General features: G+C 76.3%; 13 protein-coding genes. 7 read left to right on the top strand and 6 right to left on the bottom strand.

The window, feature by feature from the left end:
* Nucleotides 1-30 precede the first annotated feature (30 nt).
* Nucleotides 31-1,284: a kynureninase gene (gene kynU / locus ACI8AX_RS06585; protein ID WP_456548986.1), complete on the bottom strand. Its 1,254-nt coding sequence runs from the start codon at nt 1,282-1,284 to the stop codon at nt 31-33.
* A 65-nt stretch (nt 1,285-1,349) separates the two neighbouring features.
* On the opposite strand from kynU, the gene ACI8AX_RS06580 reads away from it, so the two are divergent.
* Genes ACI8AX_RS06580 through ACI8AX_RS06570 form a run of 3 tightly spaced genes read left to right on the top strand, consistent with a single transcriptional unit; the run spans nt 1,350 to nt 3,682 of the window.
* Nucleotides 1,350-2,795: an amidase gene (locus tag ACI8AX_RS06580; protein WP_456548985.1), complete on the top strand. Its 1,446-nt coding sequence runs from the start codon at nt 1,350-1,352 to the stop codon at nt 2,793-2,795.
* 26 nt (nt 2,796-2,821) lie between these two features.
* A complete protein-coding gene (ctaJ, locus tag ACI8AX_RS06575; RefSeq protein WP_456548984.1) occupies nt 2,822-3,169 on the top strand; it encodes an aa3-type cytochrome oxidase subunit CtaJ in 348 nt (115 codons plus the stop codon).
* A 48-nt stretch (nt 3,170-3,217) separates the two neighbouring features.
* Complete coding sequence (locus ACI8AX_RS06570) at nt 3,218-3,682, top strand: DUF5130 family protein (protein ID WP_456548983.1); 465 nt, start codon at nt 3,218-3,220, stop codon at nt 3,680-3,682.
* A 125-nt stretch (nt 3,683-3,807) separates the two neighbouring features.
* Here ACI8AX_RS06570 and ACI8AX_RS06565 read toward each other — a convergent pair whose 3' ends face one another.
* Together ACI8AX_RS06565 and pepN are read right to left on the bottom strand one after the other, a co-directional pair.
* A complete protein-coding gene (locus ACI8AX_RS06565; RefSeq protein WP_456548982.1) occupies nt 3,808-4,707 on the bottom strand; it encodes a DUF4349 domain-containing protein in 900 nt (299 codons plus the stop codon).
* Nucleotides 4,708-4,838: 131 nt separating this feature from the next.
* Nucleotides 4,839-7,403, bottom strand: coding sequence for an aminopeptidase N (gene pepN / locus ACI8AX_RS06560; protein ID WP_456548981.1), 2,565 nt, complete (start codon nt 7,401-7,403; stop codon nt 4,839-4,841).
* Between the two features lie 159 nt (nt 7,404-7,562).
* On the opposite strand from pepN, the gene ACI8AX_RS06555 reads away from it, so the two are divergent.
* Nucleotides 7,563-8,228 carry a mycothiol-dependent nitroreductase Rv2466c family protein gene (locus ACI8AX_RS06555; RefSeq protein WP_456548980.1) on the top strand — a complete coding sequence of 222 codons (666 nt, stop codon included), beginning with the start codon at nt 7,563-7,565 and terminating at the stop codon, nt 8,226-8,228.
* Nucleotides 8,229-8,283: 55 nt separating this feature from the next.
* Entirely contained in the window at nt 8,284-9,039 is a 756-nt protein-coding gene (locus ACI8AX_RS06550; protein WP_456548979.1) for an SDR family oxidoreductase, read from the top strand.
* A gap of 25 nt (nt 9,040-9,064) precedes the next feature.
* Here ACI8AX_RS06550 and ACI8AX_RS06545 read toward each other — a convergent pair whose 3' ends face one another.
* On the bottom strand, nt 9,065-9,847 hold the full coding sequence (locus ACI8AX_RS06545; protein ID WP_456548978.1) for an MBL fold metallo-hydrolase: 783 nt from the start codon (nt 9,845-9,847) through the stop codon (nt 9,065-9,067).
* Nucleotides 9,844-10,518 (bottom strand): DUF429 domain-containing protein, encoded by a 675-nt coding sequence (locus ACI8AX_RS06540; RefSeq protein ID WP_456548977.1) that lies wholly within the window; start codon nt 10,516-10,518, stop codon nt 9,844-9,846. Before ACI8AX_RS06540 ends, ACI8AX_RS06545 begins: the two co-directional genes overlap by 4 nt.
* A 26-nt stretch (nt 10,519-10,544) precedes the next feature.
* On the opposite strand from ACI8AX_RS06540, the gene ACI8AX_RS06535 reads away from it, so the two are divergent.
* Nucleotides 10,545-11,042: a ribose-5-phosphate isomerase gene (locus tag ACI8AX_RS06535; protein WP_456548976.1), complete on the top strand. Its 498-nt coding sequence runs from the start codon at nt 10,545-10,547 to the stop codon at nt 11,040-11,042.
* Complete coding sequence (locus ACI8AX_RS06530; protein WP_456548975.1) at nt 11,039-11,629, top strand: hypothetical protein; 591 nt, start codon at nt 11,039-11,041, stop codon at nt 11,627-11,629. Before ACI8AX_RS06535 ends, ACI8AX_RS06530 begins: the two co-directional genes overlap by 4 nt.
* Here the strand turns inward: ACI8AX_RS06530 and ACI8AX_RS06525 are convergent.
* Complete coding sequence (locus tag ACI8AX_RS06525) at nt 11,626-12,867, bottom strand: GNAT family N-acetyltransferase (protein WP_456548974.1); 1,242 nt, start codon at nt 12,865-12,867, stop codon at nt 11,626-11,628. The two genes, ACI8AX_RS06530 and ACI8AX_RS06525, sit on opposite strands and share 4 nt — an antisense overlap.
* Between the last annotated feature and the right edge of the window lie 78 nt (nt 12,868-12,945).

Genomic DNA, 12,945 nt, shown 5'->3' with positions numbered 1-12,945 from the left:
TGCTCGCGGCGGGCCCCTGCGAGGGGGCCGTCAGGTGACGCGGGAGCGCTCGGTCGGGTAGGCCTCGTGCGCGCCGGTCGCCAGCACCTCGCGGAAGCGGTCCATGGCGTCCCAGACGTCGGTGAACCGGGTGTACAGCGGCGCCGGGCCCAGGCGCACGCGGTCCGGCGTCCGGAAGTCCGGGACGACGCCGCGGTCGACCAGCGCCTGGGTCAGCTGCCAGGCCTGCGGGTGGGCGAGGCTGACGTGCGACCCGCGGCGGGCGGCGTCCCGCGGCGAGGCGAGGACGACGCCGTGCGGCGCCAGCCACGCGTCGGACAGCGCGACCAGCAGGTCGGTCATCGCCCGCCCCTTGGCGACCAGCCGCCCGATCCCGGCCTCGGCGACCAGCCGCACGCCGACCTCGACCGCCGCCATCGCCAGCACCGGCGGCGTCCCCACGCCGAACCGCTCGATGCCCGGCGCCGGGTCGTAGACCGGGCCCATCGCGAACTGGTCCCGCTGGCCGAACCACCCCCAGATCGGCTGGCGCACCCGCTCCTGCAGCTCGTGGCGGACGTAGAGGAAGGCCGGCGCCCCGGGGCCGCCGTTGAGGTACTTGTAGGTGCAGCCCACGGCCAGGTCCGCGCCGATCGCCTCCAGCTCGACCGGCACCGCGCCGGCCGCGTGCGAGAGGTCCCAGAGCACCAACGCGCCGGCGTCGTGCACCAGCCGCGTCACGGCGGCCAGGTCCGGCAGCGCGCCCGAGCGGTACGCGACCGCCGAGAGGACGACGACCGCGACCCGCTCGTCCAGCGCGGCGGCCAGCACGTCGAGGTCGAGCCCCTCGTCGATGTCGGCCGGCACCTCCCGCACCTCCATGCCCCGGGCCTGCGCGACGCCCGCCACGAGGTAGCGGTCGGTGGGGAAGTCGTCGGCGCCGCAGACCAGGACGTCGCGGCCCGGCCGCGCGTCGGCACCGGCCACGACCAGCTTGTAGAGGTCGACCGACGTCGAGTCGCTGACCAGCACCTCGCCCGGCCGCGCACCCAGCACACCGCTCGCCAGCAGGTCGCCGATCTCGGTGGCCCGTCCGATCCACGACGACCACGAGCCCACCAGGCCGGAGCCCCACTGCTCCTCGGCCACCCGGGCCAGCGCCGCGGGGGTCTCCCGCGGCAGCCGGCCCAGGGAGTTGCCGTCCAGGTAGAGCAGGTCGTCGTCGGCCACGACGAACCGGTCGCGGAAGGCGGCGAGCGGGTCGGCGGCGTCGAGGGCCTCGGCGGCGGCGCGGGACAGGTCCACGGGTCCCTGTCTACCGAGGGAGCACTCCGCGCGCGAAAGGCCCCCGGCCCCTAGCGTCGGGCGGCGTGACCCAGCTGCACGACCTCACCGCGCTCGAGCAGGCCGCCGCCGTCCGCGCCGGGGAGGTCAGCCCGACCGAGCTCGTGGAGCACTCCCTCGCCCGCATCGACGCGCTCGACGCCGGCCTGGGCGCCTTCGTCACCGTGACCCCCGTCGCCGCGCTCGACGCCGCCAGCGCCGCCGAGGAGCGACTGCGCCGCGGTCGCACCTCCACCGACCTGCCGCCGCTGCTCGGCGTCCCGACGGCGGTCAAGGACCTCAACAACACCGCCGGCGTCCGGACGACGTTCGGCTCGGCCGTCTTCGCCGACTTCGTGCCCGACGTGGACGACGCCGTCGTCACCAGGCTGGCGGCCGCGGGCACCATCAGCCTCGGCAAGACCAACACCCCCGAGTTCGGGTTCCCCTGCTACACCGACAACGAGGTGGCCGGGCCCGCCCGCTGCCCGTGGGACACCACCCGGCTGGCCGGCGGCTCGAGCGGCGGGGCGGCGGTGGCCGTCGCTGCGGGGCTCGTGCCCGTCGCGCAGGGCAGCGACGGCGGCGGCTCCATCCGCATCCCGGCCGGGATCAACGGCCTGTTCGGGCTCAAGCCCAGCCGCGGCCGGATCAGCAACGCCCCGCTCGGCGCCGACGTCACCGGCCTGGGCACCAACGGCCCGATCACCCGCAGCGTCCGCGACGCCGCGGCGCTGCTCGACGCCATGGCCGGCCCGGTGACCGGGGACGCCGCCTGGGCGCCGCCGCTGCCGCCGGGGGAGACCTTCCTCGGCGCAGCCGACCGGCCGGTGGGCCGGCTGCGGGTGGGCCGCTACCTGCACTCGGGCATGGCCGGCGCCGAGCCGGACGCCGACGTCGTCGCCGCCTTCGAGGACGCCTCGGCCCTGCTGGCCGACCTCGGGCACGAGGTCGAGGACCTGCCCGGGCCGCCGCTGACCGCCGACGTCGTCGCCGCCTTCGAGCGGGCCTGGGTGCTGTCGGCGACCACGCTGCCGGTGACGCCCGCGCAGGCCCGCGGGTTGCGCCCGCTCACCCGGGAGCTGCGCGAGCGCGGGCTGGCGCTGTCCGCGCAGGACGCGATGCAGGCGCTCGTCGCGCTGCGGCTGTTCGCCCGCCGCTGGGTCCAGGCGACCGACCGCTTCGACGTCCTGCTGGCCCCGGTCTGCTCGATGACGCCGCGTCCGCTGGGCTGGTTCACCGAGGACGGCGAGGGCGCGGCGGACTTCGAGCGGCAGAAGCGCTACGCCGCCTACACCGCCGTCTACAACGTCACCGGGCAGCCGGCCGTCAGCGTGCCGCTGCACTGGACCGCCGACGGGCTGCCCGTCGGGACGATGCTCGTGGGCCGGCCCGCCGACGAGGCGACCCTGCTCGCGCTCTCGGCCCAGCTGGAGCAGGCCCGTCCGTGGGCGCGCCGACACCCGCCGGGCTGGGACACGACCGCGGGTTGAGGGCCGCCTGCCGGTAGGTTGTCGGCGTGAGCGTCGTCGAGACCATCCTCGTCTACGGGGTCATCCCGCTGGCGATCGTCCTCTTCTTCGCGGTGCTGACCCTGATCCCGGGGCGGACGAAGAAGGCCCGCTACAAGCCGGGGCAGTCGTGGGACCACGAGCCGATCTGGTGGGAGCCGCACCCGCTGCACGGGCCCGCGGCCGGCAACCACGACAGCGACCCGAAGGCCATCGGCTCGTCGGTGTACCAGGAGCCGGGCGGCACCGGGCACCAGCTCCCCGCGGGCGGCGGCGCCCACGGTGCGAGCGCGGCGTCCACCCGTCCCGTCCCGGTGCCCAGCGGCCCGCTCGGCGGCGCCCGCGGGACCTGGTGAGCCCAGCCCCATGACCACCGCACCCCAGAACGTCCCCGGAGGCCGGCGATGACCCGCTCGATCGAGGCCACGTCGCACGACACGGCCACCCACGTCACCGACCCGGCGCGCACCGACGAGGCCGAGGGCCCGGGCAGCGGGCCGTTCAGCCTGCAGGAGCTCTCCCGGCTGGACGAGGCGCTCACGATGTCCTCGCGCGAGACCGGCCTGCGCTTCACCCTCTACATCGGTGACCTCGGCCAGCGCACCCGCTCGCGGGCCGAGGAGCTGCACGCCACCTCCGGCGGCGACCCGGCCGAGTCGGTGCTGCTGGCGGTCTCGCCGGGGCAGCGGGTCGTCGAGGTCGTCACCGGCCACGCGGCCGCGCGCCGGCTGCCCGACCGCGCCTGCGCCCTCGCCGTCCTGTCGATGACGAACTCCTTCGCCGCCGGCGACCTGGTGGGCGGCATCGTCAACGGGCTGCGCCAGCTGTCCGACCAGGCCGGTCACCCGCGGGGTCTGCAGACGCACTGACGAAGGCCCCTCCTGCCCCCACCGCTCGCACGCTCGCGGTGGGCCCCCGCAGGAGGGCCGACCGCGGAAGGCCCAGGACCCCGACGGGTCCTGGGCCTCTCGCGTGGACGGGCCCGGCGGCCCGTTCAGGCGCCCGGTTCCTCCGAGGGGCCCGCGGTCGCCACGGCGGGACGCCGCCGGGTCAGCCGGACCAGCGCCAGCGCGATCCCGGCCACCGGAGCCGCCACCAGCAGCCACGGCAGGAGGACGCCGACGACCACGACGGCCGCGCCCAGGGCCGTGAGCAGCCCGCGCCACCCGGCACCCAGCCCGTCGACGAAGCCGTCGGGGCCGCCGGCCGGGGGCGCGCTCTCCGGCGTCAGGTGCACGGTGAGGGTCGACAGGTCCACCTGGTCGGCCAGGAACGCCCGCTGCGACTGCAGCGACTCCAGCTGCCCCTGCCGGTCGGCCAGCGTCGTCTCGACCGACAGCAGCGCCTGGGTGTCCGCCGCTCCGTCCAGCAGGGTCAGCAGCCGCTCCACCGACGTCTGCAGCGCCGCGATCCGTGCGTCCAGGTCGACGACGGAGGCGGTCACGTCCGAGCGCGTCACCGACACGCTCTCCACGTCCCCGACGTCGTCCAGGTCGTCGAGGACGCCGTCCAGCTCGTCCGTCGGCACCCGGACCACGAGGTCGGCGACGGCGCCCTCCCCGTCGTCCCCGGACGCCGCCCGCTCCGTGCGTTCCTCGACCCGGCCGCCGGCGGCCGCCACGAGGTCGTCGACCCGGTCGGCGCCCTCGGCCGGGTCGTCGACGACGACCGTGGCGGTGGCGGTGGACACCACCTGCCGCTCGGCGTCCGTGCCGGTGTCGGCCGACGCACCGCCGCCGCCGGAGTCCTCGCCGGCCCCGGGCTCGGGCACGGCCCCCGCGCTGCCGCCGCCGTCCGAGGCGCCGGATCCGTCCCCGCCGGTGCAGCCGGCGAGCAGCGCCGCGAGCAGCGCCAGGACGAGTGCCGTGACCGCCGTGCTCCCGGAGGGCCGCATGACCGGACGCTAGGCCGGGGACCGCGCCGGGGGACAGCATCGAGGCCCGATCGTGACGCGGGCCCGAGGAGCGTGAGCGGCCCAGGACCCCGCCGGGGTCCTGGGCCGCTCACGCTGGACGGGGCCGGGCGTCAGCCGTTCTCGGCGGCGTCCCGCTCCCGGGCCCGCAGCGAGCGGGCGATCCCGTCGCGGCCCTCGGCGACCAGCCGTCGGAGCGAGGCCGGGTGCTCGGGCTCGGCCAGCCACGCGTCGGCGGCCTGCACCGTGCGCAGCTCGACCACCGGCGGGAACAGGTACTGCACCGCGTTCTTGGCGATCTCGCCGGGGCGGTTCTCCCACAGCGGCCGGATGTCGGCGAAGTAGCGCTCCACGTACCCGGCGGTCAGCGCCCGCTGGGCCGGGTGCCAGAACCCGGCGAGCATCGCCTCGTGCACGGCGTTCGGGATGCTGGCGTCGGTGAAGGCCCGGCGCCAGGTCTCCTCCTTGGCCTCCGCCGTGGGCCGCAGCGCACGGGCCGTCGCCGCGCGCCGCACGCCGGTGGCGGTGGCGTCCCGCTCGGCCTCGGCGTCGATCATGGCGTCGATCCCGGTGTCCCCGGCCGCGCCGATGGCGACCAGCCCGTTGAGGAACGCCCAGCGCGCGTCGGCGTCGACGGCCAGCCCCTCGACCACCCGGCTGCCGTCGAGCAGGCCGCGCAGCACGGCGGCGTGCTCCTCGGTCCGGGCGGCGGAGGCCAGCGTCCGCGACCACTGCAGCTGCTCGTCGCTGCCCGGGGCGGCGGCCTCGAGCGCGGCCAGCGCCTTGTCGGCCAGCGCGCGCCACCCGACCTCGGCCCAGCGCGGGTCGGCGTAGGAGCTCAGCGCCGACTGGACGCGGGCCAGCAGCGACTGGACGACGCTGATCTCGGTCTCGGCGTCGATGCCGGCCAGCACGAGCTGCACCCACTCGCGGGCGGGCAGCTCGGCGTCGCGGGTCATGTCCCAGGCGGCCGACCAGCACAGCGCCCGGGCCAGCGAGTCGGGCAGGGTGCCGATCGCGGTGCGCAGGGTGGCCAGCGACCGCTCGTCCAGCCGCAGCTTGGCGTAGGTCAGGTCGTCGTCGTTGACCAGGACGAGGGCGGCGGCCGGGTGCCCGGCCAGGTCCGGCACCTCGGTGCGCTCGCCGTCGACGTCCAGCTCCACCCGCGTGGTGCGGGTCAGCCCGTCGGGGCCGTTGTCGTACAGGCCGACGGCGAGCCGGTGCCGGCGCAGGTGCGGGTGCTCGGGCACCGCGGTCTGCTCGATCGCGAACGAGGCGTAGCGGCCGTCGTCGGTCAGCTCGAACACCGGCCGCAGCGTGTTGACCTGGCTGGTCTGCAGCCACTGCTGCGACCACTCGGACAGGTCGCGCCCGGTGGCCTCCGACAGCGGGTCGAGCAGGTCGGCCAGGGTGGTGTTGCCGTACTCGTGCGCCCGGAAGTAGCGGCGGATGCCGGCGAGGAACTCGTCGCGGCCGACGTAGGCCACCAGCTGCTTGAGCACCGAGGCGCCCTTGGCGTAGGTGATGCCGTCGAAGTTCACCTCGACCGCGGCGACGTCGACCATGTCGGCGGCGATCGGGTGGGTGGAGGGCAGCTGGTCCTGCGCGTAGGCCCAGGCCTTCTCGGTGTTGGCGAACGTCGTCCACGCGGTCGTGTACTCGGTCGCCTCGGCCTGGCACAGCGTGCTGATGTAGGTGGCGAAGGACTCGTTGAGCCACAGGTCGTCCCACCAGCGCATGGTCACCAGGTCGCCGAACCACATGTGCGCCAGCTCGTGCAGCACGGTCTCGGCGCGGCGCTCGTAGCGCGCGCGGCTGGTCTTGGACCGGAAGACGTAGTCCTCGAGGAAGGTGACCGCGCCGGCGTTCTCCATCGCCCCGGCGTTGAACTCCGGCACGAACAGCTGGTCGTACTTGTCGAACGGGTACGGGTAGTCGAAGACCCGGTGGTAGAAGTCGAAGCCCTGCTTGGTGACCCGGAACAGCTCCTCGGGGTCGAGGTGCTCGGCCAGGGTCGCGCGGCAGTACAGGCCCAGCGGGATGCCGTCGTGCTCGTCGGTGACCCGGGCGTAGGGGCCGGCGATGAGCGCGACCAGGTAGGTCGACAGCCGCTTGGTCGGCTCGAAGTGCACCAGCTGGGAGCCGCCGGGGCCGGCCTCGATGGTGCGGCCGCCGGTGTTGGAGACGACCTGCCAGTCGAACGGCGCGACGACGTGCACGGTGTAGGTGCCCTTGAGGTCGGGCTGGTCGAAGCAGGCGAACACCCGCTTGGCGTCGGCCGGCTCGAACTGGGTGTAGAGGTAGACCTGCCCGTCCTCCGGGTCCTCGAAGCGGTGCAGGCCCTCGCCGGAGTTGGAGTACCGGCAGTCGGCGACCACCTCGAGCGTGTTGTGCTCGGCCAGGCCGGGCAGCGGCAGCCCGCCCTCCTCGGTGTAGGTGCCCACGTCGAGGGGCCGGCCGTTGAGGGTGGCCGAGTGCACCGCGTCGGCGACGAGGTCGATGAACGTGCCCGCGCCGGGCTCGCGGCAGTCGAACTCCACCGTGGTCGTGGACCGGAACGTCGTCGTGCCGGGGTGCCCGGCGCCGTCGGTCAGGTCGAGGTGGAGGTCGTAGCCGCGCACGGCCAGCAGGCGGGCGCGCGCGGCGGCGTCGTCGCGGGTCAGGTTGGGTACAGCCACGCCGGGCAGCTTCCCACGCGGGGACGACACGCCGCCGTCCGTCCCCGGGCGGTGGAACCCCCGCCGGCCGCGGGAACAAGCGGTCGCACGGGCGACTTGGCTGCCTGCAGTGGGCCGGTGCGCCGCGTGCCGGCCTCGACCACCCGAGGAGCACCACGCATGACCGAGGCAGTCCAGAGCGCACCCGTCAAGGCCCGCGTCGACTTCTGGTTCGACCCCCTGTGTCCGTGGGCCTGGCTGACCAGCCGCTGGGTCCTGGAGGCGGCGAAGGTGCGCGACATCGACCTGCACTGGCACGTCATGTCGCTCGCCGTGCTCAACCGCGGCCGCGACCTCCCGGAGGAGTACCGGGAGATGATGACCAAGGCGATCGGCCCGGTGCGGGTCGCGATCGCCGCCGCCCAGCAGCACGGCGACGAGGTCCTCGGCGACCTCTACACCGCCATGGGCACCCTCCGGCACCACGAGGGCGTGGAGCTCGACGAGCTGGTCGTCCCGGCGCTGGAGCGGGTCGGCCTGCCGGCGTCGCTGGCCGAGGCCGCCGGCTCCACCGAGTACGACGAGGCGCTGGAGAAGAGCCACCACGCCGGCATGGACCCGGTCGGGGACGACGTCGGCACGCCGGTCATGCACATCGACGGCGTCGCCTTCTTCGGCCCGGTCATCAGCAAGGTGCCCACCGGGGAGGACGCCGGCAAGGCGTTCGACGGCGCGGTCCTGCTGGCCAACCTGCCGGACTTCTGGGAGCTCAAGCGCACCCGCCTGAGCGGGCCGGACATGGACTCCGTCCCCGCCGACGCCTTGGAGCTCCGCCGCACCGCCTGAGCGGAGTGCCCGGGGCGAGGAATCCTCGCCCCGGGCCCTCCAGCAGGATGAGGCGGTGCCGCACCCGACCCGCCAGCGCATCCTCATCACCGGCGCGAGCTCCGGCCTGGGCGCGGGCATGGCCCGCCGGTTCGCCGCCCGCGGCCGCGACCTCGCGCTCGTCGCCCGCCGCACCGAGCTGCTCGACGCCCTGCGCGACGAGCTGCTCGCCGCCCACCCGGGGATCCGGGTCGTCACCGCGGCGCTGGACGTCGACGACGCCGCCGCGGTCGACGAGGTCGTGCCCGCGCTGGCCCGCGACCTCGGCGGCCTCGACCGGTTCGTGGCCAACGCCGGCATCGGCAAGGGCGGCTCGGTCGGCACCGGCGCGGGCTGGGCCAACCGCGCCACGCTGTTCACCAACGTGCTCGGCACGCACGCGCAGTGCGAGGCCGCCGTCGAGCTGTTCCGCGCCCAGGGCCACGGCCACCTGGTGCTGATCTCCTCGGTCGCCTCGATCCGTGGCATGCGCGGCACGCGGACGGCGTACGGGGCCAGCAAGGCCGCGCTCAACGCGCTCGCCGAGGGCATCCGCTCGGACCTGCTCGGCACCGGCATCCGGGTGACGACGGTGCTGCCCGGCTACATCGAGACCGAGCTCAACGTGGGCCGCCGCGGCCCGTTCACCGTCGACCTCGACACCGGCGTCGACGCGCTGGTCGCCGCCATCGAGCGCGAGCCGGTGCGCGCCTACGTGCCCGAGTGGCCGTGGCGGCCGGTGTCGGCGCTGCTGCGCGTGCTGCCGCTGCCCGTCGTCCGCCGCCTGACGTGACGGAGTCGCTCGCGCGCGGGGAGCGTCACCGGGCGACTCCGGTGCGGGCGGCGGCCAGGGCCATGGTGGCCGCGTCGTAGGGGCCGCGGTCCAGCCGGCCGGCGCGGACGGCGGCCAGCACCGCCAGCAGCTCCTCGCGCTGGGCGCCGACGAACGCCGCGTCGACCACCGCGCCGTGCCCGGGGACGACGGGGCCGCGGGCCAGGGCGTGCACCCGGCCCAGCGTCGCCGGCCAGTCGGCGGGGAACGCGTCCTCGAACGCCGGCGGCGCGCCCTCCTCGACCAGGTCGCCGGCGAACAGCACGGTGCCGTCGCGGTCGGTCTCCACCTCCACGACGAGGTCGGCGTCGGTGTGCCCGCGGCCGAGGAACCGCAGGGTCACCTCCCGCCCGCCGACGTCCAGCACCGCGTGGTCGTCGACGAGCGCGTCGGGCGGGTCCAGCGGCACCGCCGCGACCCGGTCGGCACCCGCGGCGTCCCCGGCCGCGCGCAGCTCGGCGACCCGCGCCGCCCGCTGCGCCTCGCCGGTGGCGAGCAGCCCGGCCGCGCAGCCGCGGCTGCCCCACACCGTCGCCGGGCGGAACGCCGCGTTGCCGAAGCAGTGGTCGTAGTGCGCGTGGGTGTTCACGACCGTCCACGGGTGCGGCGTCACCCGGCGGACGGCGGCGACCAGGTCCGCGGCCTCGCCGAGGTCGGCGCGGGTGTCGACGACCAGGCAGGCGCCGTCGCCGACCACCAGCCCGCAGTTCAGGTCGAGGGAGGCGTGCCGACGCACGAACACCCCGTCGGCCACCTCGACGAAGGTCACCAGCTGATCCGCATCGGGCGGCCGCGGGCGTCGCGGACGTCCTGGCCCACCCGGCAGGCCGTCCCGTCGGCGATCCGGCGGGCGGACCACGCCGCGGCGCAGGCGTCCAGCGCGTCGACCGCCGGCAGTGCGGGCGGGGCGTCGGCGAGGGCGTCGAGCACGTCCATCACCGGCTGCAGCGCCCGGACCCGCTGGGCGAGCCCCCGCGCCGTGCTCTTGGGGTCGAGCACCCGCTCGTCGAGCGCGCGGAAGGCCAGCTCGGGGAAGACCTCGTGCACCCGTGGGTCGGGCGGCTCGCCGAGCGCGTCGTCCAGCGACCGGATCGAGGCCACCAGCTGGAACGACTGCGCCGACAGCGACCGGCCCCCGGTGGCCTCGACCGACCGGAGCCGCGCCTGGGCGTAGTCGCCCGCGGCCAGCACCGCCCGCACCGGTGCGGGGAAGACCGAGCCCGTCGCGCCGCGTCCCCGCAGCGCCGCCCGCGCGGCGACGTCGCAGGCGCGCACGCCGTCGTCCGACAGGCCGATCGGCATGTCGATGCCGACCACCTCCACGCCCGGCACGGCGAGCACCGCGGCGGCGTCGTCGAGCACCAGCAGGCGCACCGACCGGCCCTCCAGCAGGGCACCGGCCCAGCGGCCCCGCCACCCGTCGACACCCAGCACCGGCACCCGGCGAGCCTGACAGACTCGGGCCCATGCGCGTCTTCGTCGGCACCGACCATGCGGGCCTGGAGTTCAAGGACCACCTCAAGCAGGCCCTCGCCGCGGCCGGGCACGAGCCCGTCGACTGCGGGGCGTTCGAGTACGACGCCCAGGACGACTACCCGCCCTTCTGCTTCGAGGTGGGCGAGCGGGTCGTCACCGAGCCGGGCAGCCTCGGCGTGGTCATCGGGGGCTCGGGCAACGGCGAGCAGATCGCGGCGAACAAGGTCCCCGGCGTCCGCGCGGCGCTGGTGTGGAACACCGCCACCGCCGAGCTCGCCCGCCAGCACAACGACGCCAACGTCGTCGCCGTCGGCGCCCGGCAGCACAGCGTCGAGGAGGCCACCGAGCTGGTGCTGCACTTCTTGGCCACCGACTTCAGCGGGGACGAGCGGCACGTGCGCCGCATCGGCCTGATCGCCGACTACGAGCGCGACCGGCACCGCCCGGCCGGCGGGCTGCCCACCCGCTCGGAGGCCGACGCGGGATGACTGGGGAGCAGCTGCGGCGGGCCGCCGCGGCGGCCCGCGAGCTGCTCGACTCGGTGCCCGACGGCGCCGCGCGGGTGCCGGCGATGGACGACGACGTCGCCGGCGTCGTCGCCCACGTCACCGGCTGCCTGGTCTGGTACGCCCAGGACCTCGCCGCCGGGCCGCGCCGGGCCGACGGGTTCACCCTCGCCCGCCGGCCGGAGGCGGACCTGGCCGAGCTGGTCCGCCAGCAGGCGGCCGCCGCCGAGGTGCTCGCCCGGACCGTCGACGGCGCGGCGCCCGGCGACCGGGGCTGGCACGACTGGGGCCGGCCCGACCCCTCCGGCTTCGCGGCCATGGGCGCGGCCGAGCTGCTGCTGCACACCGGCGACGTCGCCGACGCCCTGGGCCTGCCCTGGGCGCCGCCGGCCGACCTGGCCGACGCCGTCGTCGTGCGGCTGTTCCCCTGGACGCCGCCGGACGCCGAGCCGGTCGCCGCCCTGCGCTGGGCCACCGGCCGCGGCGACCTGCCCGGGCTGGAGCCGGTGACCTCCTGGCGCTGGCACTGCTCGCCGCTCGAGGAGTGGGACGGCTCCCGCCCGGCCTAGAAGTCGTCGGGGCACCAGGGCGGAACGGGCCAGGAGAACGCGGTGGCGGCCAGCGTGACCGCGCCCGGGCTCACCTCGGTCACCCGCCCGGCGCCCTGCAGCGTGGCCAGCGAGACCCCGCCCAGGTAGGCGGCGGCCAGGTCCTCGGCGCCGAGCACGATGTCGGGGTCGCTGTCGGTCGGCGCGCAGAACCCGCCGGCCGGGTGCGCGGTGAGCGCCCAGCGCCCGTCGTTCCAGGGGCAGAAGGGGTCGCGGACCTCGAACACCAGGTTGATCCGGGTCGGGTAACGGCGGGCGGCGAGCGCACGGCCGACGTCGACCAGCCGGACCCACAGCGTGTCGACCGGCCGGGCGTGCAGCGCCCGCGGGTCGGCCAGCAGGTGCCGCAACGGGTCGTCGGGCGGCTGGGACGGCGCCCGCACGGTGCGCACGAGGTCGATCGAGAGCAGGTACCGCCACAGCGCCGCGTACGCCGCGGGGGTCTCGGCCCGCACCTCCTCGACGGTGAGCGTGCCGTCGGCCATCGCGTCCTCGTCCCACCGCGGGGTCACCCGGTGGGCGGCGTAGCCGGTGACCGTGCCGTCGTCCTCCCTGTGCAGCAGGTACCGCCGGGCCGAGGCGCCGCCGCGCCGGTCGCGGCGGTCCTCCAGGACCCGGTCCCACCACGGGCCGGTCCGGGCCATCGTCCCGGGGACCCGGCGACGCAGCCGCTCGTGCACGGCCGCGGCGGCCGGCCGGTACTCCTCGACCGGCACCGGCGTCACCCGGCCCGCGCCCAAATCGACGTCCCGCCTGAAGCCCAGCTCCGTCGTCCGGCCCGAGAAGCCGCCGCGCCAGGCCGCGGGGGCGTAGCCGTAGCGGCCGTAGATCGAGCCCTCCGACGCCCACAGCGCGGCGACCGGCTCGCGCTCCTGCTCGTGCAGCTCGGTGAGCTGCCGGCGCATGATCGCGGTGAGCACGCCGCGGCGGCGGTGGGTGGGGGAGACGGTCACCCAGGTGACCCCGGCGCAGGGGACGACGGCGCCCGGGACGGTCAGCTGCAGGCTGTAGGCGCCGGCGGTGGCGGCCACCCGCTCGCCGTCCCACAGGCTGAGCGAGCGGTCCATCTCCGCGGTCGCGTGCGGCGCCGCCAGCCACTCGTCGGACGGGTCGTCGCCGAAGCCGGCGGCCATGGCCCGCCCGAAGGCGGGCCACTCCTCGACGGTCGCCGGGCGCAGCGCGGCGGTGAGGTCGTCCACGGCTCGTGTCTACCGGCCGGGGACGACGGTGCGCCAACGGGTTCTCCCCGGGGACATCCGGGCCCGGTCGGTGTCAGG

The organism is Blastococcus sp. SYSU D00813 (assembly GCF_054050735.1).
The sequence above is the reverse complement of the archived record's forward strand: the minus strand, read 5'-3'. Positions and strand labels throughout refer to the sequence as shown.